The following is a 25,141-nucleotide window of genomic DNA, read 5'->3' on the forward strand; positions in this document are numbered from 1 at the left end:
CCCGGCCCGGCTTCCTGACACTCCTAGAGACCTGACCCATAGATGGCCTCATCGCGCGATCTTTTTGCCAAGCTGGACGATTCCGACGACACGCCTGAAAGCGCGACGCCCTCGCCTGCCAAATCCAAGGCAAAGGCGAAGCCTGTGAAGGCCGCCGACAAGGCGCCGCGCGGGACTTCGGCGGAAGACGCCTATAGCGCGGCCGATATCGAGGTCCTCGAAGGGCTTGAGCCCGTTCGCCGTCGGCCGGGTATGTATATCGGCGGCACGGACGAAGGCGCGCTGCACCATCTCTTCGCCGAGGTGCTCGACAACTCCATGGACGAGGCGGTCGCCGGACACGCCACCAAGATCGACGTCGCGCTCACGGAAGACGGCTTCTTGAGCGTTTCCGATAACGGCCGCGGCATCCCGGTCGATGCGCACCCGAAGTTCAAGGACAAGTCTGCCCTCGAGGTCATCATGACCACGCTGCACGCGGGCGGTAAGTTCAACGCCAAGACCTACGAGACCAGCGGCGGCCTGCACGGCGTCGGCATCTCCGTGGTGAATGCACTGTCCGAGATCCTGGAGGTCGAGGTCGCGCGGAACCAGAAGCTTTACCGCCAGATCTATGAGCGTGGTTTTCCGCAAGGACCGCTCGCCCAGGTCGGCGAGATCAAGAACCGGCGTGGCACGAGGGTGCGCTTCAAGCCGGATGAGCAGATCTTCGGCAAGAACGCCCATTTCAAGCCGGGGCGCCTGTTCCGCATGGCCCGCTCCAAGGCCTATCTCTTCGGCGGCGTCCGCATCGAATGGTCATGCGACCCTGCCCTGCTGGAGGGCGACACCACCCCGCCGGAGAAGGAGACCTTCCACTTCCCCGGCGGCCTGAAGGACTTCTTGGAAAGCCGCATCGAGGGCGAGGAGCGCGTGACAAACGAGCTCTTCACCGGCCGGGTCGAGAAGGTCAAAGGCCACGGAACGGTGGAATGGGCGATCGGCTGGATCGCCGGCTCTGACGGCTTCCTGCAATCCTACTGCAACACCGTGCCGACCCCCGAAGGCGGCACTCATGAGACGGGCTTGCGGGGAGCGCTCCTGAAGGGCCTGCGGGCTTTCGGCGAGATGGCGGGCCACAAGAAGATGGGGCAGATCACTGCCGACGACATTCTGGGCAGCGCCGGCGCCATGCTTTCGGTCTTCATTCGCGAGCCGGAATTCCAGGGCCAGACCAAGGAGAAGCTCTCCAGCCAGGAGGCGACTCGCGTCGTGGAAGGCACGGTGCGCGATGCGTTCGACCACTGGTTGACCGGCAATCCGGCCCAGGCCAACCGCCTGATGGATTGGGTGGTCGACCGGGCGGAAGAGCGCCTGCGCCGCCGCAAAGAGAAAGAGATCAACCGCCAGAGCGCCACGCGGAAGCTGCGCCTGCCCGGCAAGCTCGCCGACTGCTCGTCGCGCTCCAAGGAAGGCACAGAGATCTTCATCGTGGAGGGCGATTCCGCCGGCGGCTCCGCCAAGCAGGCGCGGGACCGGGCGACGCAAGCCGTGCTGCCTCTTCGCGGTAAGATCCTGAATGTGGCCAATGCCAGCTCGGCCAAGATGGCGGAGAACCAGCTGCTTTCAGACCTGATCCAAGCGCTGGGCTGTGGCACGGGCACGCGCTTCCGGGTTCAGGATTTGCGCTACGACCGCGTGATCGTGATGACGGACGCAGACGTCGACGGGGCCCATATCGCCTCGCTGCTCATCACCTTCTTCTACCGGGAGATGCGCGGGCTGATCGAAACCGGACACCTCTATCTCGCGGTGCCGCCGCTCTACCGCATCAGTCAGGGCGGCAAAACGCTCTATGCCCGCGACGACTTCCACAAGGAGCAGCTGCTGGAGACCGAGTTCACGGCTAAGGGCAAGATCGATGTCGGCCGCTTCAAGGGGTTGGGCGAGATGCTGCCCAGGCAGCTGAAGGAGACCACCATGGATCCGAAGCGGCGCCTCCTGCTTCGGGTCGAGCTCGACGACGACGAGCGGGTCGTGGTGAGCGATACGGTGGAGCGCCTGATGGGAAATAAGGCGGAGGCGCGGTTCCAGTTCATCCAAGAACGGGCCGAGTTCGCGACCGCCGAAGATCTCGATATCTAGGGCAGATCAGCGCGATCGAGCCGGTTATTCGACGATTGGCTTTGGACGAGACACGATTGCCACTTGCGTGGCGAGGTCTTGCCAATTATCTCAGACATTAACGAATTTCATTTTGCGCCTCCCATTTCTCGTTTGATTTTGGTAGGAACCGCAGAATGTTGCACCAAGACATGCACCTTAAAAAGCAGGGCGTGCATCTTAAAAAGAAAGTAGACCCCGTGTGGCGGAAAACGCTGCGCGGCATCTTTGCTAGCATATGAGCTTTGCAGACCTTGGCCTAAGCCCGAAAGTTCTGTCAGCGGTCCAGGCCGCTGGCTACGAGAACGCGACTCCGATTCAGGCGCAAGCCATCCCCTACGCCATGATGGGCCGGGATGTGCTGGGCATCGCCCAAACGGGCACCGGCAAGACCGCCTCCTTCGTGCTCCCCATGCTGACCAAGCTGGAGCAAGGACGGGCGCGTGCGCGGATGCCCCGCTCCCTGATCCTGGAGCCGACCCGCGAATTGGCCGCGCAAGTGGCCGACGAGATCGAGGTGCTCGGCAAGCAGCATAAGCTGACCGTGGCGCTTCTGATCGGCGGCGTTTCCTACGACGAGCAGGACAAGAAGCTGGACCGCGGCGCGGATATCGTGATCGCGACGCCGGGCCGCCTACTGGATCATTTCCAGCGCGGCAAGCTGCTGCTGAACGGTATTCAGGTGCTGGTGGTCGACGAGGCCGACCGGATGCTCGATATGGGCTTCATCCCCGATATCGAGAAGATCTGTAAGCGCCTGCCCTTTACCCGCCAGACCCTGTTCTTCTCGGCCACCATGCCGGCGGAAATCCAGCGGCTGGTGAACAACTTCCTGCATCAGCCGGCCCGGGTCGAGGTGGCCCAGCGGTCGTCCGCCGCCACCACCATCAAGCAGCGCCTGGCGAAGGCGCCGGTGGAGGCCAAGGGCAAGCGCGAGGTGCTCCGGGAGCTGATGCGCGCGGAGAACGTCAAGAACGCCATCATCTTCTGCAATCGCAAGAAGGATGTCGGCGTCGTGCTGCGTTCCCTTCAGCGCCACGGCTTCAATGCCGGCGGTCTGCATGGCGATATGGACCAGCGGGCGCGTAGCGCGACCCTCGAAGGCTTCCGCGACGGCTCGATCACGTTCCTGGCGGCCAGCGACGTCGCCGCCCGCGGGCTCGACATTCCCGATGTGAGCCACGTCTTCAATTACGACGTGCCGGTTCACCCGGAAGACTATGTGCACCGCATCGGCCGTACCGGCCGCGCTGGCAAGGAAGGCTTTGCCGCCACCCTGGTCACGCCGAAAGAGATCAAGGCCATCAAGGCCATCGAGAAGATGATGGACCAGGAGATCCCCTGGCTCGACGGGGAAGGCCTGAAGACCGACGCGGTCGAAGAGGCGCAGTCCGACGAGGACAAGGGCGGACGGCGGCGCGGCGGCCGCGGTGGACGCTCGCGGGGCGGCGCAAAGAAGTCTGCCGGCGGTGAAAAGCCGGCCGAGGCGAACGCGGAACCCGCGAAGTCCGAGGCGAAGCCCGAGGATGCGAAGCCGGAGAGCAAGGCCGCAGACGAGCAGCCCAAGGGCAAAGCCGCAACGCCCGCGGACAAGGACGACAAGCCGAAGAAGGGCAAGGGCGCCAAGCCGTCCAGATCGGCGAAGTCCGACAAGGGCTCAAGGGACGATAAGAGCTCTCGGGATGATAAGAGTTCTCGGGGCGACAAGAAGAAGGGCGGCGACAAGGAGAAGGTCCGCGGCATGGGCGACCACGTCCCGGCCTTCATGATGCGCTCCGTCCGGCCCGACTAGGGCGCCTCTCCCCTTAGACTTCTCCCACCTAGCTGATGTCATCGCTGGGCTTGACCTGGCAGCCACAACTTCCGTCGTCATGCCCGGACTTGATCCGGGCATCCACGCCGTTTCATTCGTCTTGCTCATAGGATGAGTGGGAACGCCATCATGCGCTGCACGGCAACAGCATTGATTGCCGGGTCAAGCCCGGCAATGACGCTCGTAGATGGGAGACTCTAAGACGCGCGGTGGGTGGGCTCGAAGCCCCGACGCGCCGCCTCGGCGGCCGGCGTCAGCTCGACGGATTCGCCGCAGCCGCAAGCGCTCGTCTGGTTCGGATTGTTGAACACGAAGCCGGAGGTCAGCCGGTCGGTGCGGTAGTCCATCTCCGTGCCGAGCAGGAAGAGTACGGCCTTCGGGTCGATCAGAAGCTTCACGCCCTTATCCTCGACCACCTCATCCATGGGATCGGCGTTTTCCGCGTATTCCATGGTGTATTCCATGCCCGCGCAGCCGCCATTCTTCACGCCGATGCGCAAACCGGCGATGGGCTTCTCGGACCGGGACATCAGCGTGCGGACACGCTCAGCAGCGGCCTCGGAGAGGGTCATAACTTTTGGTCGGGGTCTCATGCTCATGTGGTCCAGATAAGATGTAAGGGGGCGCTCTTTCAAGCCTTGCGCGGCTTAGAACATATTGAGCGCGACCTTCGCCTCTTCGCTCATCATGCTCATATCCCAGGGCGGATCGAACACCAGGTTCACATTGACCTGGCCCACGCCGGGGACGGATGCGATGGCATTCTCCACCCAGATCGGCATTTCGCCGGCCACCGGGCAGCCTGGCGCCGTCAGGGTCATCTCCGCCTCGACATTGCGGTTCTCGTCGATATCGACACGATAGATGAGGCCCAGCTCGTAGATATCGACCGGGATTTCGGGATCGTAGACGGTCTTCAGCGCCGCCACGAGATCCTGGGTCATGCGCTCGACCTCCGAAGGATCGAGATCCGCATGGGCATGGGTAATGCCCTCCTCGACCGCCTCGGCGCTATCGCTCTCGGCAGCTTCGGATGCGGCAGGCGCCGCGGCTTGCGTGCCACTCTCGGCAGCCTCCTCGATCTCGGCCTGCTTATTCTCGTCGTCCATGGTGCTGCTCGTGGTGGTGTCAGTCATGGTTATGATCCTCGGGCGAACGGACTAGGCAAACATCTGCATTATGCAAACATCTCGTGGGCCTTCTTGAGACCCAAGACCAGCGCGTCCACCTCTTCCAAGCTATTATACATGGCGAATGAGGCACGGCATGTCGAGGTTACACCCAGCCGCGCCAGAAGCGGCTCGGCGCAATGGGTGCCTGCCCGGACCGCGACGCCATAGCGGTCCAGAATGGTCGAGACGTCGTGGGCGTGGGCCCCGTCCATCTCAAACGAGATGATGCCGCCGCGATTCTTAGCGTTGCCGAAGACACGCAGCCAGTTCAGCCCGGCAAGCTGCTCCAGGGCGTATTCGGTCATCTTGGCTTCGTGCTCGGCGATTTTCTCGCGGCCGACGCCTTCCACGTAATCGATAGCTGCCGCCAGCCCTATGGCTTGCGCGATGGGGGGCGTGCCCGCTTCGAAGCGATGCGGCGGTGTGGCGTAGGTAATCTCATCTTCTTTGACGTAGCCGATCATCTCACCGCCGCCCTTGAAGGGCCGCATCTTCTCAAGCAGCTCTTTCTTGCCGTAGAGCACGCCGATTCCGGTCGGCCCGTAGAGCTTATGGCCGGTGAAAGTGTAGAAGTCGACGTCGAGCTCCTGCACGTCCACCGGCAGGTGAACGGCGGCTTGCGCCCCATCCAGCAGCACCGGGATGCCCTTCGCATGGGCGATCTCGATGGCCTCCTTCACCGGGACCACGGTGCCCAGCACGTTGGACATATGAGTCAGCGCGACCATCTTTGTGCGGGGGGTGAGGAGCTTCTCGAACTCGTCGAGCAAGAACTCGCCATCCTCAGAGATGGGCGCCCATTTCAGCACCGCCCCCTGGCGCTCACGCAGGAAATGCCACGGCACGATATTGGAGTGGTGCTCCATGACGGAGAGGACGATCTCATCCCCCTCCCCGATCTCCGCGCCGTAGGAATTGGCGACCAGATTGATGGCGTCGGTCGCGTTGGCCGTGAAGATGATCTCTTCCTCGGCCTTGGCATTGAGGAAGCGCTGAACGGTCTGGCGCGCCTCTTCGTAGTTGGCGGTGGCCAAGTTGCTCAGATAATGCAGGCCGCGATGGACGTTGGCGTATTCGGCGCCATAGGCGCGCTGCACCGCCTCCAGAACCTGCGTCGGCTTCTGAGCCGAGGCGCCGTTGTCGAAATAGACCAGCGGCTTGCCGTGGACCTGCGTCTGCAGGATCGGAAAGTCGGCGCGGATCTTGTCGATATCGAAGGCAGGAGCCCTCGCGACCGCGACGTCGTCTCCGGCCTTGTTCGCCACCTTGTCCATAAATGAACCTCTAATCGAGTTTCACGCCCAGCCAGTCGGCCGTGACACCGGTCAGCGCATCGCGCAGCGGTTCGTGATCGATCTGCTCCAGGGCCTCACCGACAAACGCCTGCACCAGCAGGGCGCGAGCCTGGGGCTCCGGAATGCCGCGGGCCTCCAGATAGAACAGCAGATCGTCGTCGATCTGGCCCGAGGTTGCGCCGTGGCCGCAGACCACGTCGTCGGCAAAGATCTCAAGCTCCGGCTTGGTGTCGAACTCCGCGCCCTCGGAGAGCAGCAGGGCCTGGCCCATCTGCTTGCCGTCGGTCTTCTGGGCGTCGCGGGCAACGATCACCTTGGCCTGGAAGACGCCGCGAGACTCATCGTCCAGCACCGCCTTGTAGAGCTCCCGGCTCGTGCAGTGAGGCACCAGATGCTCGACCACCATGGTGGTGTCGGAATGCTGGCGGTCCTTCAGCATCGAGGCGGCGCTGAAATTCATCACCGCGCCCTCGCCTTCGAAAAACACGCGCACGTCGTTGCGGGCGAGATCGCCGCCATTGGTGTACTGAAACCCGTCGTAGCGGACGTTCTCGTGCAAGGTCAGCAGCCAGTTGGAGAGGTGGAAGGCCTCGTCCTCCTCGCGCTGGATCTTGGTGTGCTCGATATGGCTGTCGGCGCCGGCGACGAGCTGGGTCAGCGCATTGCGCTGGAGGCCACGGCCGCCGAGACCCGCATAGCTCTCGATCAGGTTCAGGCTCGCGCCCTTGCCGGTGATCACAATCAGCCGGGTCACGGAGCCGACCGGCTCGCCGGAGCCATCCAGATGGATGACATGAACCGGCTTATCGAGGGAGATGCCGTCGCCCAGGCGCAGCACTGCGCCGCCCGACATAAGCGCCATGTTCAAGGCGATGATGGGATCGGGACCTGCCCCGCTGCGGCCCGTAGGCCGGGCGGCCTCGAAGCCTGAGCGCTGCTCGCCGGTCTCGGCCAGGAGCGGCTCAAGATCATCGGGGAGATGCTCCAGTGTCTCGGCGAGGGAGCGCAGCTCGGCGCCCGCCTTCTTCAGAGCCTGAACGTCGGACAGCTCTGAGCGGAACTCGCCTTCGGCGATGACGACCCGATAGGCATCCATGTTCGCGATCCTGGGCCCGAGCGCTTTTTCGATCTCCGACTGTTCGATGGGGCCACCGCTCGGCCGCACCATGGGGAAGGCTTCGCCCAGGCGGTTGCGCAGGTCGGTGTATTTCCACGCCTCGATACGCCGATGCGGCAGACCGAGAGAGCCGTAGCGCTCGATTGCCTTGGCCCGCAGCTTGGCGACCTTCTCATTTTGTGCGCCCGGCAGCGCTTCCTGCAGCGCTGCGAAGCTGTCGAGCATTCCCTGCTCGACCTCGGAGCGAAACTGTTGAACCGGCAGATCCATTACAAATTCCCTGTTGGCGGATGATCGCGGCTGCGCTTACGCGGCCTTGCCGCCGAACTCCGCATAACCCGTCTCTTCAAGCTCGAGGGCCAGGTCGGCGTCGCCGGAGCGGACGACCTTGCCGTCGGCCATGACATGGACGCGGTCCGGAACGATGTGGTTCAGGAGCCGCTGATAATGGGTGATGACGAGCATGGAGCGTTCCGGCGAGCGGAGCGCGTTCACGCCGTCGGCCACAATGCGCAGGGCATCGATGTCGAGGCCGGAATCCGTCTCGTCCAGCACGCAGAGGCTGGGCTCGAGCAGCGCCATCTGAAGGATCTCGTTGCGCTTCTTTTCGCCGCCGGAGAAACCGACATTGAGGGGGCGCTTGAGCATCTCAGGATTGATCTGAAGCTCGTTGGCCTTTTCGCGCACCACCTTGATGAATTCCGGCGTGGAGTACTCCTCTTTCCCGCGCGCCTTGCGGACGGCATTCACCGCGGTGCGCAGGAAGGTCATGGTGGCCACGCCAGGGATCTCCATGGGGTACTGGAATGCCAGGAAAACGCCGGAGGCGGCCCGCTCGTCGGGATCCATCTCCAGGATCTCCTCGCCGTTCCACTTAACCGAGCCTTCGGTGACCTCGTAGTTCTCGTTCCCCGCCAGCACATAGGCGAGCGTGGACTTGCCCGACCCGTTCGGGCCCATGATGGCGTGCACCTCGCCCGTGGGGATCGTCAGGTCGAGGCCCTTGAGGATTTCCTTCTCCTCGATCCGGGCGTGCAGGTTCTTGATCTCAAGCATTCGTTCGTTCCCTGTTGCTCGTCGTGGCCGGGCTTTGTCGCGGCCATCCACATGTGGCCTCGCGTCATGCGGCCAGTGGATGCCCGGCACAAGGCCGGGCATGACGTATAAACGTATCGCTTCGTCTTAGCCGACCGACCCTTCGAGGCTGATGCCGATCAGCTTCTGGGTCTCGGCCATGAACTCCATGGGCAGATGCTGCAGCACGTCGCGGACGAAACCGTTGACGATGAGCGCGATCGCCTCCTCCTCCGACAGGCCGCGCTGCATGCAATAGAACAGCTGGTCGTCGGAAATCTTCGAGGTGGTCGCCTCGTGCTCGAACACGGCCGTGGAATTCTTGGCCTCCAGATACGGCACCGTATGGGCGCCCGACTTGTCGCCGATCAGCAGCGAGTCGCAAGCGGTGAAGTTCCGCGCGTTCGCCGCCCGGCGGTGGGCCGAAACAAGACCGCGATAGGTGTTGTTCGAATGGCCCGCCGAGATGCCCTTGGAGATGATCCGGCTGGAGGTATTCTTGCCCAGATGGATCATCTTGGTCCCGGAATCGATCTGCTGATAGCCGTTGGAGATGGCCACCGAATAGAACTCGCCGCGGGAGCCGTCGCCGCGCAGGATGCAGCTCGGGTATTTCCAGGTGATCGCCGACCCGGTCTCGACCTGGGTCCAGGAGATCTTGGAGTTCTTGCCCCGGCAATCGCCGCGCTTGGTGACGAAGTTGAAGACACCGCCCTCGCCTTCGGAATTGCCCGGGTACCAGTTCTGGACGGTGGAGTATTTGATCTCCGCATCGTCCAGGGCGACGAGCTCGACAACGGCCGCATGGAGCTGGTTCTCGTCGCGCATGGGCGCCGTACAGCCTTCCAGATAGCTCACATAGGCGCCCTTGTCGGCGATGATGAGGGTCCGCTCGAACTGGCCGGTCTGCTTCTCGTTGATGCGGAAATACGTCGACAGCTCCATGGGGCAGCGCACGCCCTCCGGGATGTAGACGAAGCTGCCGTCGGAGAAGACCGCCGAGTTCAGGGTGGCGTAGAAGTTGTCCGACGTCGGCACGACCGAGCCGAGATACTTCTTCACCAGCTCCGGATGGTTCTTCACCGCTTCGGAGATGGAGCAGAAGATGACGCCAGCCTTCTCCAGCTCCTTCTGGAAGGTGGTGATGACGGAAACGGAGTCGAACACCGCATCCACAGCCACGCCGGGGCGCGACGTTCCCAACTCCGCGCCTTCGACGCCGGCCAGCACCTTCTGCTCGGACAGCGGGATGCCCAGCTTCTCGTAGGTGGCAAGCAGCTCCGGATCGACCTCGTCCAGGCTCTTCGGCTTATCCATGCTCTTCGGCGCGGAATAGTAATAGAGCTCCTGGAAGTCGATCTTGGGGTAATGGACGTTGGCCCATTCCGGCTCGCTCATGGTGAGCCAGCGGCGATAGGCTTCCAGACGCCAGTCGAGCAGCCACTGGGGCTCGCCCTTCTTCGCCGAGATGAAGCGGACGGTGTCCTCCGACAGACCTTTCGGCGCCTTGATGGATTCGATGTCGGTCGAGAACCCGTATTTGTATTTGTCGACGTCGATCTCGCGAACGCGTTCGACTGTCTCTTCAACTGCTGGCATGTCTGTTCCTCGAACTTGTCTCGATCGAACTAGCCTCTATCGGCCTCTTTGGTTCTTTGTCCGCTTCTCTTCTAACGCTCAGGCCGCGGCTTCCGCCGGAGCCTGCTGCCGCTTCACCAGCGCGGTCCACGCGCTCAGGAAACGTTCCACATCGCTCTCTTCCGTATCCCAGCCGAGGCTCACGCGGATCGCGCCTTCGGCGAGCTGTGGCTTCACGCCCATGGCCTCCAGCACGTGAGACCGCTCCACCTTGCCGGAGGAGCAGGCGCTCCCGGATGAGACGGCAACGCCACCGAGATCCAACCCGATGACCAGGGTCTCCGCTTTGGTGCCCGGCACGGCGAAGCACAGCGTGTTGGGCAGCCGCTCCACCTCGGATCCGAAAACCACCGCTTCGGGCACGGCCGCCAGGGCCTCTTCCTCGAGCCGGGCCTTTAGGCGGCGGACCGTATCGTCCAACAGCGCCTCGGCGGCCAATTCCGCGGCCACGCCGAAGCCGACGATTGCCGCGACATTCTCGGTGCCGGCACGCCGGCGGGTCTCTTGAGCGCCACCGGTGATCATGGGCTCGATCTTGATCCCTTCGCGAAGGATCAGAGCGCCGATGCCCTTGGGTCCGCCGATCTTATGAGCCGAAAGGCTCATCATGTCGGCACCGAGCTCAGCGAAATCCAGCTTGATCTTGCCTGCGGCCTGAACCGCATCGGTATGCAGCAAGCCGCCCGCCTCGTGGACGACACGTGCGGCTTCCGCCACCGGCTGCAGAACACCCGTCTCGTTGTTCGCGGTCATGACCGAAAACAGCGGCGGTGCCTCCTCTTCCAGATGGGCCTCGGAAGCGAGCTTCGCAAGCGCCTCAAGGTCGAGAACGCCCATCTCTGTGACCGGGAGAATGGCAGGCTCATCGCCGCCGCAGCTCAGCACAGAAGGATGTTCGATAGCGCTCACGAAAGCGGCGGGGTTTTCCCCGCGCCGGCGCAGGCTCATGGCGAGCGCATTGGCCTCGCTGCCACCGGAGGTGAACACCACCTGGTTCGGCTCCACGCCCACCAGATCGGCCACCTGGGCGCGGGCCTTCTCGACTGCGGCGCGGGCTTCGCGACCTTCGCTATGAATAGAAGAGGGATTACCGCAAAGATCGAGGGATTCGACCATCGCGTCGCGGACCGCAGGCCGAAGGGGCGCGGTGGCGTTATAATCGAGATAGGAGCGTCTTTTCATGCTCTCCTCGACCGCGAGCGGCCATTCCTGAAGCTAATGTCGCGCGTTTGCGCTTCGGTTAGCGCTTGCGCCGGACCCCGCGTCCTATGCTATGAAGCGCGGCCCGTGGATCGAAATTCTGCACCTGCCGATCCCGGTCAGCCGGCGCGATTTGGAACAGTTCTAAAATCTATGCTCGTAATAGATTTCCTGACCGGCTGAGTCAAGTTTACGGAGCCCGAAATGGCGGCGGTGAAGCCCCCATTCGGCCGATCGGAAAACGGGTCCGCCTGTCTTTCCTAACACCAGCTATGAGGTCGATGTTTCATGCCCGAGGTGAATATCAGCGGACCGGCCGGTCGCATCGAGGCCCGCTATCACCACGAGAAGACGCCGAACGCGCCGATTGCGCTGATTCTGCATCCTCACCCGCAATTTGGCGGCACGATGAACAATCAGGTGGTCTACCACCTGTACTACGCCTTCCAGCGGCGCGGGTTCTCGGTGCTGCGGTTCAATTTCCGGGGTGTGGGACGGTCCGAGGGCCTGTTCGACAACGGGCCCGGCGAGCTGGCGGATGCCGCCACGGCGCTCGACTGGCTGCAGACCTATAATCCGGACGCCTCGACCTGCTGGATCTCCGGCGTTTCCTTCGGCGCCTGGATCGCCATGCAGCTTCTGATGCGCCGGCCCGAGATCGAGGGCTTCATCTCCGTCGCCCCGCCGGCCAATCTCTACGACTTCACCTTCCTCGCCCCCTGCCCGTCCTCGGGCCTGATGATCAACGGAGCGAACGACCGGGTGGTGCCGACGGATTCGGTCCGCACCCTGGTTGAGAAGCTGAAGACCCAGAAGGGCATCGTGATCGATCATGCGGTGGTGGAAGAGGCGAACCACTTCTTCGAAGGCCGCATGGATGCGCTGATGGAATCCGTCGACGAGTATCTCGACAAGCGCCTGGGCGAAGCGCCGGAAGCCAAGAAGGCGTAATGCCGTCTGCCCTGGGCGGGGCTCTAGCCGCGCGGCGCTCTGGCCAGCCGTCCGCCGGTGAGGGGCCGCTGCACGCCTGTCGTCAACGGGAAGGTCAGGGGCAACTTGCGCAGCGCACGGACGGCCAGAAAGCCGAAGGCCTCCGCCTCGAAATGCTCCGCCGACCAGCCCATCTCATCGGCCGAGATGACCGGCTCGCGGACGGCTTCCGCAATGGCCTGAACGATGGCGGGGTTCTTCGCCCCGCCCCCGGCCAGCACCCAGCGGCGCGGGCGCTTGGGCAGGAATTCAGCACAGGCCGCGATCTCCCGGGCCGTGAGCGCGGTTAGGGTCGCCGCACCATCCTCCAGGCTCAACTCGCGCTCCTTCAGCCCCGGAAGGTCGTAGCGATCCAGGGATTTCGGCGGTTTCCGCCGATAAAACGGGTGGCTGGCGAGGCGCTTCAGGACGGCCTTGTCCACCTTGCCGCGGAGAGCTGCTTCGCCGTTCCGGTCGAAGGCCAGCCCCGCCTCCTGCTGCATCCACTCATCCAGCATGCAGTTTCCCGGTCCGATATCGAAAGCGATGACGGTGCCGTCGGCATCGATCCAGGTGATATTGGCGATACCGCCGATATTGACCACGGCGAGGGGCTTTTCGAAGCCGATCTCGTCGGAGACGGCCCGATGATAGACGGGCACCAGCGGTGCCCCCTGCCCGCCGGCGGCGACATCGGCGGAGCGGAAATCGTGCACCACATCGATGCGGGCGAGCTGGGCGAGCAGCGGCCCGTTGCCGAGCTGGCGGGTGATGCGCCGGGACGCGTCATGAAACACGGTCTGGCCATGGAAACCGATGAGATTGATGTCCTTGCGGGACAGTCCGAAGGCATCGAGGAAATCGCTGATGGCCTTGGCGTGGAGCTCTGTGACCTCCCGTTCGACGGCCTCCAGCAGGGCCATGTCCTCGGGATCGACCGCGTGGCTTTTGACATGAGGTCCCCAGATGCGCCAGGCGGCCTTGCTCGCTTCGCGCACCCGATCGCGCGCATCGAGGGGATAAGGATAGCTTAGGCCCCGCCCCCGATCCGTCAGCCGCTCGCCGTCTGTGGAGAGCAGCGCAACATCGATTCCGTCCATGGAGGTGCCGCTCATAAGGCCTAGCACCGTCACCGCATCATGCATGGTTCCATTCCGTGCAATTTCTCAACAAAGCTGGTAGAGGCAGCTGGCCAATTCCTTGGCAGCTTGTCATTGGCCCCTTCGCGGCCCGTTGCCGGCGCCGCCTCCCACTAACGTATATGGCCCGATGTCCCGGGCTTTACTGTAAGATATTCATGCTATGAGCGACTTTCGATCCGACTTTCTAAAGGCGCTTGAGGCGCGCGGCTATATCCATCAGTGCACAGATCCGTCTGCCCTGGACGATCTGGCGGCGGACGGCCGGATCATCGCCTATATCGGCTTCGACTGCACCGCGCCCAGCCTCCACGTAGGCCATCTGCTCGGCATCATGATGCTGCGCAAGCTGCAGCAGGCCGGTCACAAGCCCATCGTGCTCATCGGCGGCGGCACGTCCAAGGTCGGCGACCCTTCGGGCCGGGACGAATCCCGCAAGATGCTGACCGAAGACGACATCGAGGCCAACAAGGCGAGCCTGAAGGAGGTCTTCAAATCCTTCCTCACCTTCGGCGATGGCTCCACCGACGCCATGATGATCGACAACGACGAGTGGCTCTCCAAGCTGCATTACGTGCAGTTCCTGCGCGATTACGGTCGGCATTTCAGCGTGAACCGCATGCTGAGCTTCGAATCCGTGAAGCAGCGGCTCGATCGCGAGCAACCCTTAAGCTTCATCGAATTCAACTACATGGTGCTGCAGGCTTACGATTTCGTCGAGCTCTACAAGCGCTATGGCTGCCAGCTCCAGATGGGCGGCTCCGATCAGTGGGGAAACATCGTCAACGGCATCGAGCTCGCCCGGCGCACCGAGGGCGTAGAGCTTTATGGGCTGACCACGAACCTGCTGACGACGGCGTCGGGCGCCAAGATGGGCAAGACGGCCAAGGGCGCAGTCTGGCTCAATCCGGACCTGCTCAGCCCCTACGATTACTGGCAGTTCTGGCGGAATACGGAAGACGGCGACGTTGGCCGTTTCCTGCGACTCTTCACAGAGCTCTCTCTCGACGAGATCGCCAAGCTGGAGGCGCTGGAAGGCGCATCACTGAACGACGCCAAGAAGATCCTTGCGACGGAGGCCACCGCCCTGCTCCATGGCCGAAAAGCCGCGGATGATGCGGCGGAGACGGCGCTGAAGACCTTCGAGCAAGGCACTTCCGGGGAAAGCCTGCCGCGGTTCCCCGTGGCACCGGATGCCCTCGACGAGGGCTATGGCGTTCTGACCGCCTTTGTGGACGCAGGGCTCGTGGCTTCGACCAGCGAGGCGCGACGCCAGATCAAGGGCGGCGGGCTGAAGATCAACGATGCCGCGGTCGACGATCCCAAGCGTCTGATCACCCGGGACGATCTCAATGCCGAGGGCGAGATCAAGCTCTCCTTCGGCAAGAAGCGTCACGCGCTCCTGACCCCCCAATAAGGCTGTTCGCGGCTTAGCGCTGGGCGCCTGCGCCCGGCGGCTGGCCCTGGAACTCGAAGATCTGCCGGAAGATGCCCGGCGCCACCACCGACATGGGGTTCACCAGCACGGCGGGGTCGGAGAGATTGCCCTTGATGGCGAAGGTGATGCCGACGATCCCCTCGCCCTGGCGGCCGACCAGCAGATTGCCCAGCAGCGGGATCTGGCCGAGCGCGGAGTTCAGGCCGTAGAGCGGCACATAGGTGCCGCCGAGATCCACCGTGTCCTGGCTGAAGTTCACCCGGCCGCGCATGGTCGCGCCGAGCGTCGGGCCGTTCATATAGGCGTCGTGGAGCATGAACTGGCCGTTGCCGACGGTGAACGGTGCGCGGAGCTTGTTGAAGGTGATGCGATCACGGCGGTTGCGGCGCTTGCTCTGGCCGAAAGCGGCCGCCGATTGCTGATCGCTCAGCACGTCCTCCACGACCCGGTCGCTGACCACCTGGAAATTCTGCGCCCAGAGCTGACCGCTCTTGCTGTCGCCCGCGCCGGCATCCATGTCGACGATCAGCGTGGCGCTGCCGCCCTGGACCTGCCGGTAGAAGCCGACGAGGCGGAAGGCGTCGCCCGCATTGGCGGTCTCGGCCCGCAGGACGCGTTTTCCGTCCTCACGCTTGAGATTGACCTTAAGGGAGTCCTTGCCGTTTAGAAGTCCTTCGGCATCAAGGGCGGTGAGATTGTCCCCGCGCTTGCTCATGGTGATGCGCGCCTGCTTGAGCGTGGTGCCGTAATAGCCGACGATATTGTCGATCTGGACATCCATGTTGATATCCATGGCATCGCCAGTCGTTCCCGAGGCGTTGTCGGCAAGCTGACCGGCCGAAAACAGCGAGCGGAACGCCTGCTTTCCGTCATAGGAGGGCCCGCGGGCCTTCACCCTCAGCACGCCGTCCTCGCCCATCTCCCCGCCGACCTCGAGATGGGTCAGGGCGTTGAAGGAGAAGTCGCTGAAATGGAAGGATTGCAGGCCGAGATCGCTATTCAGGGCAAGCCAGCCATCGATATTGATGTCCTTGTCGCCACGCATCTGGATGTCGTTCAGCACGGTGGCGCCGCCCTGCCCTTCGTCGATATCGAAGGTGATGGTCGCGCGCTGGCCTGACGGCTTGTTCCAGCCCATGCCGGCGATCACGAGCTGGGTGTTGGTCAGGTCGGCCTCGACGGAAAGCTTGGGCTTTTCGGATTTCGGATCGGTGACGGAGACGGTGACCGGCAGAAGGCCCGTCACCAACTGGTTCACGCCGAGCCCAAGCTTGTCGCGGGCGGCCGCATCCAGCACGGCGCTGATCCGGACCGGGGGCTGGCTCTCCTCAGGCACGCCGAAGAGCCGCTCGACCCGCACCTGGGCGGGGATCTCCTTCACGACGAGGTCGCCCTCCAGGACGAGAGCCGTCTCGGTGACGTTGACGTCGTAGGTGCCGCCCTGGATGTCGAGATCGCCCACCACATTGGCGGCGACCACATCGGTGAGCTTGGCCTGGCCGTTGAAGCTGATCTCCTCGGGCTCCAGATCCTTCTTCAGCGGAATGGTGACGGCGAAGTCGCCCCGCACCCGGCCGCCGAAGCTGGTCGGATCCTTGCCCATGTCCTGCATGAAGTTGAGGGGCTCGTTGTCGAGCAGCTGCAGAACTGCGGCGAGCCCTCCGTCGCCGGAAAAGGTGACCACGCCGGTATCGGTCTTGGGCCTGAGATCGGCGACCTCGTAGCGCCCGTCGCTCAACTCGATGCGCTCGCCGGAATCCAGGGTGATGGTGCCTTGCGGGATATCGGCATAAAAGCTGGCCCCGCGGAGATGCAGCCCGACCTCAGGGACGGTGACCGGCGGCATGCCGTCGAAATAGGTGACCTGAAGGTTCTCAAGCTGCATGTCGAACAGGACCGGCTGGGAATATTTCGCGCCGTGCTCGATCACCTGCTCGACCTCGCCCGGGCCGATATTGATGTCGAAGGTGCCGCCCAGCACCTGACCACCACTGACATTCTCACCCGACCATTCCCGCGCGCCCGCGGCCACGAATTTCGGCCAGAACTGCTGGAACACCTCAGCCGGCATGGAGCTGACCTGCCCCTTGATCACCATGGCCGGGGTGGTGCCTTCTGCGTTCTCCATCCTGCCTGAGATTTGAACCTGGGCGTCGCCTTCGCGGAGCAGCAGACGGTCGACCGTCACCACCTTGGCGGCGGGCCCGACCCACCCTTTAGCGCTCAGCTCGTCGGCAGCGATGGGCGGGACGCCGAACTCATCGGCCGCCAGGAACGCCTCGTCGGCCTTCAGATGATAATCCCAGCGGGAGACCTTGCCGTCCTCGTTCTTGACGGCATCGAAGGCGCCGCTGATGGCGATCTTGCTGCGGCCCCACCGAACGGTGGATTTCTCGACCACCACCCGGTCCTGGCCTTCGGGATAGGCGAGATGAAACTCGCCGGAGTCGATCCAGGTCGGATACTCCTCCTCCCAAGGCACGGTGATGTCGCCGGGCTTCAGATAGAGCCCGGCCTCCCAGCTCACGACCTGGCCCTTCTCGGAAAGCCGGATATCGGCGTTGGCGGTCACGGGGATGTTGAGCCCCTGAAGCGCCGGCCGGTCGGGGAACTTGTCGGCCATGGAGGACGGCACGAAATCCTCGACCTTCACGTTGACCGCAAGCTGGTTCCGCTTGGGGTCCTGCACGGTGCTGAACTCGAGCCGCCAGTCGCCCCTGTCGGACTGCATGGTGGCCTCGCCGACCAGCCGGCTGCGCCATTTCTCGTGCTTCAAATCGACGGAGAAATCCGGCACCTGCCAGAACGTCTGCTTACCGTCATGGCTGAGCAGCACCAGGGCATCCTCCACGCCGAAGCGGGTCAGGTAAGAGTTGGAGCCCTTGCGGGCCTGCTCGAAGACTTCGCTGACGGTCTCGGTGACATTGAGCTTTTGGCCGGCCGCCCTGTTGGCCCGTTCGACGAGGTCCTCATTTGGGAGGAGCTCGCCGAAGGGAGAGGCTTGGGAGGCCCCCTTGGCGTCTTTCGACATGGACAGGGCGTCGACTTCCGCGGCTTCGGAGAAGCTCAAGGAGAGCCCCTGATCGTCGGAATAGAAGAGCAGCAGACGGGCGCCGATGAAGTCGACGCTACCCGGCGCGATACGGCCGGAGAGCAGCGCGCTGCCGCTCAGGCCGATAGCGGCGAACGGCGCCTGAGCCAACACGGCCCCCTGGGCATCGACGAGCCGGATGTTCTTCAGACGAAAGGCGATCCCGGGACCGTCGGGTGAGCGCTGGAGGATCGCGTCGCCGATCTCGACATGCATGTCCTGAAGCTCGCCGTTGATGGCGTCCTCCACTGCGGGCACCAAGCTCGGGATGGTGATCGGGCCCTGGGCCAAACGTCCATAGCCGGCGAGGATGATGACGAAGCCAATGACGAGAATGCCGGCGAAGATCTCGCGGGTAAGCCGGGCGCCGTGGGAGGAGAGCTTGCGCAGCTCGCTCTGCACCGGCGGAGGCAAGCGATTGGCCAGAGCTCGGCCCTGGGCCGGGAGCTTCATAAGAGCCCGGCCCCTTCCTGACCATCTCACCAGTGCAGTTGAAGTCGGCTTGTCCATGCAGTTGAGATTGGTTGGCGCCCTCACCCCGAGCGGACTTCGTGCCGCCTTCGACCATTCGTGCAGCGTCTTCGCAACTAAGCTTGGCAACTCAGCGACGCCCGACTCTAACTTAGCCCGACTATCGGTCTGATTTCATGGCCAGATTTTACGGTATCCCCGAAAGAGTCGAATGAGCGCGGCGCAGCGGGATCTTTTTTCGAGCCTTTCCCGGATTCGCTGCATAAGACGGCCCAAAATCGGCCAAAGGAAGGCGGTTTTGGCAGAGTCTACCAGGACAATGGCTGCGTCGAAAATTTCGATTCTCCCTTTAGAAACTCCGGGACAATCAAGGCCTGGGGCTCTATGGTTCCGAGCAGCAACAAGCCGCTAGACAAGCCGTTTAGCGCGCCCTGACAGTATTCGCTTCGGAGGGACGGGAGATGTTTACGAAAAAGCCAGAGCGAGACACGGCAGGAGACAGCAGCAAGTCATTGGGCCAGCGGTTGGGCGGCGAGTCGCGGGCGTTCGGCGATCGGCCCGGCCCATCGACCAAGCCGGCGGCATCGAGCCCGGCGCCCACCGCATCGAGCGCCCCGTCCTATGGCGGCAAGTCCGTGCCTTCGATCATCGGCGAGGATCTCAGCATCGTCGGCAATGTGACCTCGAAGGGCGAGATCCAGGTGGACGGCGAGATCCAGGGCGACGTTCATTGCGTCTCCCTGCTGCTCGGCGAGAAATCGCGGGTCACAGGCGGCGTGGTCGCAGACGACGTGGTGGTGCGGGGCAGCGTGAGCGGCTCCATCAGCGGCATGCGCGTGACGCTCCAGGCCCAGTCCCATGTGGAAGGCGACATCTACCATCAGAGCCTTTCCATCGAGCAAGGCGCCTATTTCGAAGGGAAGTCCCGCCGGGTGGAAGACCCGGTCAAGGAAGCGCGCCAGTCCCGCGAGACCAGCAAGCCCGCATCTGAGCCGGAGAAGAAGGCCTCGAGCGGATTTGGGTCGGCGTTCGGCGCCAACACGACGTCTTCGGACTCCAAGCCGGCCGACTCCGACGACGATGCGCTGACGCTTTCCGACGACGCTTCGGACGAGAAGGCCAAAGCTGCCGAGTAAGGCTGCCGAATAGCGCCTGCGTTCTCTATTACCGGAATCGAAAAGGGGACCCGTCGGGGTCCCCTTTTTTATTGCGTTTCCGCGGACCGAAGCCGCGATTAGGCGTCTTCTTCGACCTCTGCAAGCTTGCCGGCGAGCGCCGCCTCGATGAAGGGATCGATCGCCCCATCCAGCACGGCGCTGGGATTGGTGCTTTCCACGCCGGTGCGCAGATCCTTCACCAGCTGATAGGGCTGGAGTACGTAGGAGCGGATCTGGTGGCCCCAGCCGATATCCGACTTGGTCTCGGCCGCCGATTGCGCCTCTTCTTCCCGACGCTGAAGCTCCGCCTCGTAGAGGCGCGCCCGGAGCATGGACCAGGCGGTGGCGCGGTTCTTGTGCTGGGAGCGCTCGTTCTGGCACTGGACGACGATGCCGGTCGGGATATGGGTCAGGCGCACCGCGCTGTCGGTGGTGTTGACGTGCTGGCCACCCGCCCCGCTCGCCCGGTAGGTGTCCACCCGGACATCCTTATCCTCGATCTCGATCTCGATGGAGTCGTCGATCATGGGATAGACGGAGACGGAGGCGAAGCTGGTGTGGCGGCGCGCGGCGGAATCGAAGGGCGAGATGCGCACCAGCCGGTGCACGCCGGACTCCGTCTTCAGCCAGCCGTAGGCGTTGTTGCCCTTGACCAGCAGGGTGGCGGATTTGATGCCCGCCTCTTCGCCGTCGGTCTCGCCGATCACCTCGACCTTGTAGCCGCGATCCTCCGCCCAGCGCAGATACATCCGCTCCAGCATCTGGGCCCAGTCCTGGCTTTCGGTCCCGCCGGCGCCGGCATGGATCTCGACATAGGTGTCGTTGCTGTCGGCCTCGCCGGAGAGCAAGGCCTCGACTTCCTGGCGCTGGGCTTCCTTCAGCAGGGACTGCAGCCCGCGGGTCGCCTCGGTGACGACATCCTCGTCCCCCTCCTCCTCGCCGAGAGTGGCCAGGGCAATATTGTCCTCAAGCTCCTGCTCCAGGCGCGCATAGGAGGACAGCGCACTTTCCAGATGCTGACGCTCGCGCATCAGACCTTGGGCGTGCTGGGGATCGTCCCAGAACTTGGGGTCCTCGGCTTGCGCGTCGAGATCGCTCAGACGCTTTTTCGCTGCCTCCGGGTCAAAGATGCCTCCGAAGCAGGGAGAGGGATTCCTTGATGTCGTCGACGATGGCTTCGATTTCAGCCCGCATGGTCGATCCTCACGGTTTTTCTTGTCGAAATTGCTGAAGAGATAAGGGCGGCGTGCCCTGCCCCGCAAGAGGCGCAAACGCGCATCCGCAAAGCGGGAAAGCCGCCCGAAAGACGTTGAACCTCAGACGCTAATAGAGACCGCCCGGAATGATGGAGCGCCAGCCGCGGTTATCCTCCTGGCGACGCTGTCGCGGCCGCGGCTGGGGTTGTGGCTGGGGCTGCGGCTGATATTGGCCGTAGCCGTCCTGGCCCTGCTGGCCGCCGTAGTCGTTGTAGCCGCTCGAGGCGACGGCACCGACAGGCTCCTGCCCCGGCTTGAAGGCTTCCATGATCGCCGCGCCGTCACCGCCGCTGGCCGGCTGGCCGGTCTTGAGGTTGACGCGCACCAGCTTAACGCCGGGCGGCGCGCGGAACGGCACCGGCGGCTCGTCCTCAAGTGCACCCTTCATGAAGTCGAGGAAGACCGGACCGGCGACCCGGCCACCAGTCTCGCCGCGGCCCATGGGCTTCGGATTGTCGAAGCCGATATAGACGCCCGCCACGAGGTTCGGGGTGAAGCCGATGAACCAGGCATCCTTCTCGTCGTTGGTGGTGCCGGTCTTGCCGCCGACGGGACGGCCGAGCGCCGCGATACGACGGCCCGTGCCCCGCTGCACAACGCCTTCCAGGATGGAGGTCATCTGATAGGCGGTGATGGGATCGAGGATCTGCTTGCGGTTCTCCACCAGCTCCGGCTCGGCCTGGCCGCGCCAGCCCTTGGCATCGCAGCCCGTGCAATCGCGATCGTCGTGACGCCAGACCGTGCGGCCATAGCGGTCCTGCACGCGATCGATCAGCGTCGGCGTGATCTGCACCCCCCCATTGGCGATCATGGAATAGGCACCGACCATGCGCATCAGGGTGGTCTCGCCGGCGCCCAGCGACATGGACAGCACAGGCATGAGATTGTCGTAGGCGCCGAAGCGGCGGGCGTATTCAGAGATGATCGGCATGCCGAGATCACGCGCCAGGCGCACGGTCATCAGGTTACGGGAATGCTCGATGCCATAGCGCAGGGTCGACGGGCCTGCATGGGAGCCGGCCTCGTAGTTCTTCGGCCGCCAGGGCGGCATGCCCCGCCCCTGATCGATGGAGATCGGGCCGTCATAGATGATGCTGGCCGGGGTGTAGCCGTTGTCCAGCGCCGTGGAATAGATGAGCGGCTTGAAGGACGAGCCCGGCTGACGGCGAGCCTGGACGGCACGGTCGAACTCGCTCTGGGCGAAGCTGAAGCCGCCGACCAGGGCCAGAACGCGACCGGTGAACGGATCCATGGCCACGATGGCGCCACCGACTTTCGGGACCTGCATGAGCGACCACTGGCCCGCCACATCCTCTTCGGACTGCTTCTCGCCCGGCTCCTTCGGCGCAACGTAGATCACGTCGCCCGGCTTCAGCACGGCGTCGACGGTCTTCGGCGTGCCGCCCATGCCGCGCTCCAGAACGGGGCGCGCCCATTTCACTTCCGAATAGGCGATCTCGCCCTTCTCGCGATCGGGTTTGACCTTGCCGTAATCGTCGAAGCCGGGACGGAGTCCGATGGTGGCAGTCTTGGCGCCACTCTCAAGCACCACGGCGACGCGCCACGGCTCGATATCGGACCAGACGTCCATCTCGGCGAGCTTCTGTCCCCAATCGCCTTCGATGGAGATCTGCTCCTTGGGCCCCCGCCAGCCATGCCGCTGATCGTAGGCCACGAGCCCGTCGACAAGCGCCTTGCGGGCGATGCGCTGCAGGCGCGGATCAAGGGTGGTGCGGACCGAAAGACCGCCGCCGTAGAGCTTGTCCTCGCCGAACTTGTCGAGAACCTCGCGGCGGACCTCTTCGGCGAAATATTCAGAGGCGAAGATGCGCGGACCGGTCGGCCGGCGGGTCACGCCCAGGGGCTGAGCCTTGGCCTGCTCGCCCTCTTCAGGGGTCGCGTAGCCATTCTCCACAATCCGGTCGATCACCCAGTTGCGCCGCGCGATGGCGCGATCGGGATGGCGGAAGGGATCGTAGTTGCTCGGCGCCTTCGGCAGGGTCGCCAGGTAGGCGGCATCGGCGAGGGTCAGCTCGTTGAGGGATTTGTCCCAATAGCTAAGAGCGGCGGCCGCGACACCGTAGGAGCCCACGCCGAGATAGATCTCGTTGAGATAGAGCTCGAGGATCTGGTCCTTGGTGAAGGCGCGCTCGATGCGGATGGCGAGGATCGCCTCCTTCAGCTTGCGCTGGATCGTGACGTCGTTGGTGAGCAGGAAGTTCTTGGCCACCTGCTGGGTGATGGTCGAGGCGCCGACCATGCGCCGGCCGGACTGGATGTTGTTCAGGTTGGTCACCACCGCGCGGATGATGCCCTGAATGTCCAGGCCGCCATGCTGATAGAAATTCTTATCCTCCGCCGAGATGAAGGCTTGGATGACCTTGTCCGGAACGGCGGCGATGGGAACGTAGATACGGCGCTGACGGGAATATTCGGCGATCAGGCGGCCGTCATTGGCGTGCAGGCGCGTCATCACCGGCGGTTCGTACTTCGCCAGGACCTCGTAATCCGGAAGTTCCTTGGACACGTTCCACAGCAGGAAGGCGGCAACGCCCGCGCCTGCCACAAAGAGAATCATGCCCGCGGCAAAAAGAAAGCCGAGGAAACGCAGCACGAAACTGCCACGCTTGCGGCCACGCCCGTTTTCCGGCGGCCTAATTGGAGCTGTGATGTCCATGAACCCGTCTCGTGTTCCGCCTTTTTGCGGCGTCTTCGGACCCTATTCAAGATTATGGCAACAACAAGCTGATGTCCTGCCGAAATGCAAGGCGGACCAGTGTTTTTGCCTGTGACACGGCCGGGAAGCGCGGTTTGGCGTGATTATGGGCCGGACGCCGCCGGCGCGCCCGCGAGCGGGTCCTAGAACGGCGTGCGCGCGATTCGCCGCTCGAAATAGCTCTCCACGGCCTGTGCGACCGCCTGAGCGGTCTTCTTACGCCAGTCTTCGGAGAGAAGCAGCTTCTCGTCCTGCTCGTCGCTGAGATAGCCGAGCTCCAAGAGAACGGAGGGCACATCCGGCGATTTCAGCACCATGAAGCCGGCGGATTTCGGCTTGCGGCTGTGGAGCTTCACCCGGCCTTCCAAGGTCGACAGAATCGAGCTGGCGAACACCACGGAGCGATTCTGGGTCTCGCGCTGGGCGAGATCAATCAGGATATTGGCCAGGATCTCGTCGGGCTCCTGGGGCAGCTCGTAGCCGCCCACGGCGTCGGCAAGGTTTTCTTTCGCGGCAAGCGCGCGGGCTTCGGCGTCGGAGGCGGTCTCCGACAGCGTGAAGATCGTCGCCCCCCTCGCCTCTCCCTTATGGGGGAAGAAATCGGCGTGGATGGAAAGGAAGAGGCTCGCGCCCTTCTCATGGGCGAAGGCCACCCGGTCGCGCAAGGTGAGGAAGCGGTCGCCTTCACGAGTCAGCTCGACCTGGAACTTCTCCGTCTTCTCCAGCCGCGCCTTCAAAAGCTCGGTGAAGGCCAGCACCACGTCCTTCTCCTCGGTGCCCTTCTTGCTGACGGCGCCGGAATCGATGCCGCCATGGCCGGGATCGAGCACGATGATGGGCTTGGCGTTCGCGGGACGCTCCTTGGGTGCAGGAAGCGGCCTGACAGGGGGCGGCGCCGTCTCGGCGGCTGCCGCTTCGGTGCTCTTGAGGAAAGTCTTGCGGTCGGTCGGCACGAGATCGATCACCAGCCGCGCCGGCTGGCCGTCCCGCGCATCGAGCACGAAGGTCTTATCGACAAGGAAGGGGCTGGCGACATCGATGACGATGCGCGACTTGCCCGGCGCGAAGAGGCCGTAGCGATAGCCCTTGATGAGCCCCTTTGGCTTTTCGCCGATGCCCGGCGGCATCTGGAACTGCACATCGGCCAGATCGACGATCACCCGGTACGGGTTATCGAGAGAGAAGACGTGGACATCCACCTTCTCCGAAAGATCGGCGATGAAACGGGTGCGCTGCTGATCGCCGGCAAGCCGTGCGTCGTTGGCCACGGTGGGCGCAGCCTGGGCGATGGACGCATTTAAGACCCCGACACCCAGGGTCCAGGTCAAGGCGAGCAAGAGGCAAAGGACGGGCGTAAGCCGTCCCCAGAGGTCTCTCGATCGGATGAGTCGCATGGTCAAAGCTCGCGAAACGCGCGTTCAAAAATTCGAACCAACCTGGACTAGAGACCTTT

Annotated in this window: 17 protein-coding genes; 5 read left to right on the forward strand and 12 right to left on the reverse strand. The window is 63.6% G+C overall.

Annotated features, from left to right (window positions below):
• Positions 1-42 precede the first annotated feature (42 nt).
• Both parE and ACFQ2F_RS10725 read left to right on the forward strand, forming a co-directional pair.
• Entirely contained in the window at positions 43-2,124 is a 2,082-nt protein-coding gene (parE, locus tag ACFQ2F_RS10720) for a DNA topoisomerase IV subunit B (protein WP_379089677.1), read from the forward strand.
• Positions 2,125-2,380: 256 nt separating this feature from the next.
• On the forward strand, positions 2,381-3,934 hold the full coding sequence (locus tag ACFQ2F_RS10725) for a DEAD/DEAH box helicase (RefSeq protein ID WP_379089679.1): 1,554 nt from the start codon (positions 2,381-2,383) through the stop codon (positions 3,932-3,934).
• A gap of 218 nt (positions 3,935-4,152) precedes the next feature.
• Here the strand turns inward: ACFQ2F_RS10725 and ACFQ2F_RS10730 are convergent, their stop codons facing one another.
• The 7 genes from ACFQ2F_RS10730 to ACFQ2F_RS10760 all read right to left on the reverse strand — a co-directional run bounded on the left by ACFQ2F_RS10730 (position 4,153) and on the right by ACFQ2F_RS10760 (position 11,433).
• A complete protein-coding gene (locus ACFQ2F_RS10730; RefSeq protein ID WP_379089680.1) occupies positions 4,153-4,527 on the reverse strand; it encodes a HesB/IscA family protein in 375 nt (124 codons plus the stop codon).
• 75 nt (positions 4,528-4,602) lie between these two features.
• On the reverse strand, positions 4,603-5,091 hold the full coding sequence (locus ACFQ2F_RS10735; protein ID WP_379089682.1) for an SUF system Fe-S cluster assembly protein: 489 nt from the start codon (positions 5,089-5,091) through the stop codon (positions 4,603-4,605).
• Positions 5,092-5,132: 41 nt separating this feature from the next.
• On the reverse strand, positions 5,133-6,401 hold the full coding sequence (locus ACFQ2F_RS10740; RefSeq protein WP_379089685.1) for a cysteine desulfurase: 1,269 nt from the start codon (positions 6,399-6,401) through the stop codon (positions 5,133-5,135).
• 10 nt (positions 6,402-6,411) lie between these two features.
• The gene (gene sufD, locus ACFQ2F_RS10745; RefSeq protein WP_379089690.1) at positions 6,412-7,809 is read right to left on the reverse strand and encodes a Fe-S cluster assembly protein SufD; all 1,398 of its coding nucleotides are present in this window, start codon (positions 7,807-7,809) and stop codon (positions 6,412-6,414) included.
• Between the two features lie 36 nt (positions 7,810-7,845).
• Positions 7,846-8,595: a Fe-S cluster assembly ATPase SufC gene (sufC, locus tag ACFQ2F_RS10750; protein ID WP_379089692.1), complete on the reverse strand. Its 750-nt coding sequence runs from the start codon at positions 8,593-8,595 to the stop codon at positions 7,846-7,848.
• Between the two features lie 126 nt (positions 8,596-8,721).
• The gene (gene sufB / locus ACFQ2F_RS10755) at positions 8,722-10,212 is read right to left on the reverse strand and encodes a Fe-S cluster assembly protein SufB (RefSeq protein WP_379089694.1); all 1,491 of its coding nucleotides are present in this window, start codon (positions 10,210-10,212) and stop codon (positions 8,722-8,724) included.
• Positions 10,213-10,290: 78 nt separating this feature from the next.
• A complete protein-coding gene (locus tag ACFQ2F_RS10760) occupies positions 10,291-11,433 on the reverse strand; it encodes a cysteine desulfurase family protein (protein WP_379089696.1) in 1,143 nt (380 codons plus the stop codon).
• Between the two features lie 306 nt (positions 11,434-11,739).
• Between ACFQ2F_RS10760 and ACFQ2F_RS10765 the strand changes: the two genes are divergently transcribed.
• Positions 11,740-12,402, forward strand: coding sequence for an alpha/beta hydrolase (locus tag ACFQ2F_RS10765; protein ID WP_379089698.1), 663 nt, complete (start codon positions 11,740-11,742; stop codon positions 12,400-12,402).
• Positions 12,403-12,425: 23 nt separating this feature from the next.
• Here ACFQ2F_RS10765 and ACFQ2F_RS10770 read toward each other — a convergent pair whose 3' ends face one another.
• A complete protein-coding gene (locus ACFQ2F_RS10770; RefSeq protein WP_379089699.1) occupies positions 12,426-13,565 on the reverse strand; it encodes an anhydro-N-acetylmuramic acid kinase in 1,140 nt (379 codons plus the stop codon).
• A 157-nt stretch (positions 13,566-13,722) separates the two neighbouring features.
• On the opposite strand from ACFQ2F_RS10770, the gene tyrS reads away from it, so the two are divergent.
• Positions 13,723-14,976: a tyrosine--tRNA ligase gene (tyrS, locus tag ACFQ2F_RS10775; protein ID WP_379089701.1), complete on the forward strand. Its 1,254-nt coding sequence runs from the start codon at positions 13,723-13,725 to the stop codon at positions 14,974-14,976.
• A gap of 13 nt (positions 14,977-14,989) precedes the next feature.
• On the opposite strand, the gene ACFQ2F_RS10780 is transcribed toward tyrS, so the two are convergent.
• The gene (locus ACFQ2F_RS10780; RefSeq protein WP_379089702.1) at positions 14,990-18,541 is read right to left on the reverse strand and encodes a YhdP family protein; all 3,552 of its coding nucleotides are present in this window, start codon (positions 18,539-18,541) and stop codon (positions 14,990-14,992) included.
• A 479-nt stretch (positions 18,542-19,020) separates the two neighbouring features.
• Between ACFQ2F_RS10780 and ACFQ2F_RS10785 the strand changes: the two genes are divergently transcribed.
• Positions 19,021-19,695, forward strand: coding sequence for a bactofilin family protein (locus ACFQ2F_RS10785; protein ID WP_379089704.1), 675 nt, complete (start codon positions 19,021-19,023; stop codon positions 19,693-19,695).
• 98 nt (positions 19,696-19,793) lie between these two features.
• Here ACFQ2F_RS10785 and prfB read toward each other — a convergent pair.
• From prfB to ACFQ2F_RS10800, 3 genes are all read right to left on the reverse strand, one after another.
• Positions 19,794-20,910 (reverse strand): peptide chain release factor 2 gene (gene prfB, locus ACFQ2F_RS10790; RefSeq protein ID WP_379089706.1). Its coding sequence is split into 2 segments (ribosomal slippage): positions 19,794-20,840 and positions 20,842-20,910, totalling 1,116 coding nucleotides; the frame shifts between segments, so codons are not numbered across the junction.
• A 129-nt stretch (positions 20,911-21,039) separates the two neighbouring features.
• On the reverse strand, positions 21,040-23,550 hold the full coding sequence (locus ACFQ2F_RS10795) for a penicillin-binding protein 1A (protein WP_379089708.1): 2,511 nt from the start codon (positions 23,548-23,550) through the stop codon (positions 21,040-21,042).
• A 281-nt stretch (positions 23,551-23,831) separates the two neighbouring features.
• Positions 23,832-25,082, reverse strand: coding sequence for an N-acetylmuramoyl-L-alanine amidase (locus tag ACFQ2F_RS10800; protein WP_379089710.1), 1,251 nt, complete (start codon positions 25,080-25,082; stop codon positions 23,832-23,834).
• Positions 25,083-25,141 lie beyond the last annotated feature (59 nt).

It is taken from the genome of Methyloligella solikamskensis, from assembly GCF_042676065.1.
GTDB lineage: Bacteria > Pseudomonadota > Alphaproteobacteria > Rhizobiales > Methyloligellaceae > Methyloligella > Methyloligella solikamskensis.

What these genes read in the sequence shown, in the direction of transcription:
- parE (WP_379089677.1), top strand. Translation starts at nt 43, where the DNA reads ATGGCCTCATCGCGCGATCTTTTTGCCAAGCTGGACGATTCCGACGAC.
- ACFQ2F_RS10725 (WP_379089679.1), top strand. Translation starts at nt 2,381, where the DNA reads ATGAGCTTTGCAGACCTTGGCCTAAGCCCGAAAGTTCTGTCAGCGGTC.
- ACFQ2F_RS10730 (WP_379089680.1), bottom strand. Translation starts at nt 4,527, where the DNA reads ATGACCCTCTCCGAGGCCGCTGCTGAGCGTGTCCGCACGCTGATGTCC.
- ACFQ2F_RS10735 (WP_379089682.1), bottom strand. Translation starts at nt 5,091, where the DNA reads ATGACTGACACCACCACGAGCAGCACCATGGACGACGAGAATAAGCAG.
- ACFQ2F_RS10740 (WP_379089685.1), bottom strand. Translation starts at nt 6,401, where the DNA reads ATGGACAAGGTGGCGAACAAGGCCGGAGACGACGTCGCGGTCGCGAGG.
- sufD (WP_379089690.1), bottom strand. Translation starts at nt 7,809, where the DNA reads ATGGATCTGCCGGTTCAACAGTTTCGCTCCGAGGTCGAGCAGGGAATG.
- sufC (WP_379089692.1), bottom strand. Translation starts at nt 8,595, where the DNA reads ATGCTTGAGATCAAGAACCTGCACGCCCGGATCGAGGAGAAGGAAATC.
- sufB (WP_379089694.1), bottom strand. Translation starts at nt 10,212, where the DNA reads ATGCCAGCAGTTGAAGAGACAGTCGAACGCGTTCGCGAGATCGACGTC.
- ACFQ2F_RS10760 (WP_379089696.1), bottom strand. Translation starts at nt 11,433, where the DNA reads ATGAAAAGACGCTCCTATCTCGATTATAACGCCACCGCGCCCCTTCGG.
- ACFQ2F_RS10765 (WP_379089698.1), top strand. Translation starts at nt 11,740, where the DNA reads ATGCCCGAGGTGAATATCAGCGGACCGGCCGGTCGCATCGAGGCCCGC.
- ACFQ2F_RS10770 (WP_379089699.1), bottom strand. Translation starts at nt 13,565, where the DNA reads ATGCATGATGCGGTGACGGTGCTAGGCCTTATGAGCGGCACCTCCATG.
- tyrS (WP_379089701.1), top strand. Translation starts at nt 13,723, where the DNA reads ATGAGCGACTTTCGATCCGACTTTCTAAAGGCGCTTGAGGCGCGCGGC.
- ACFQ2F_RS10780 (WP_379089702.1), bottom strand. Translation starts at nt 18,541, where the DNA reads ATGAAGCTCCCGGCCCAGGGCCGAGCTCTGGCCAATCGCTTGCCTCCG.
- ACFQ2F_RS10785 (WP_379089704.1), top strand. Translation starts at nt 19,021, where the DNA reads ATGTTTACGAAAAAGCCAGAGCGAGACACGGCAGGAGACAGCAGCAAG.
- ACFQ2F_RS10795 (WP_379089708.1), bottom strand. Translation starts at nt 23,550, where the DNA reads ATGATTCTCTTTGTGGCAGGCGCGGGCGTTGCCGCCTTCCTGCTGTGG.
- ACFQ2F_RS10800 (WP_379089710.1), bottom strand. Translation starts at nt 25,082, where the DNA reads ATGCGACTCATCCGATCGAGAGACCTCTGGGGACGGCTTACGCCCGTC.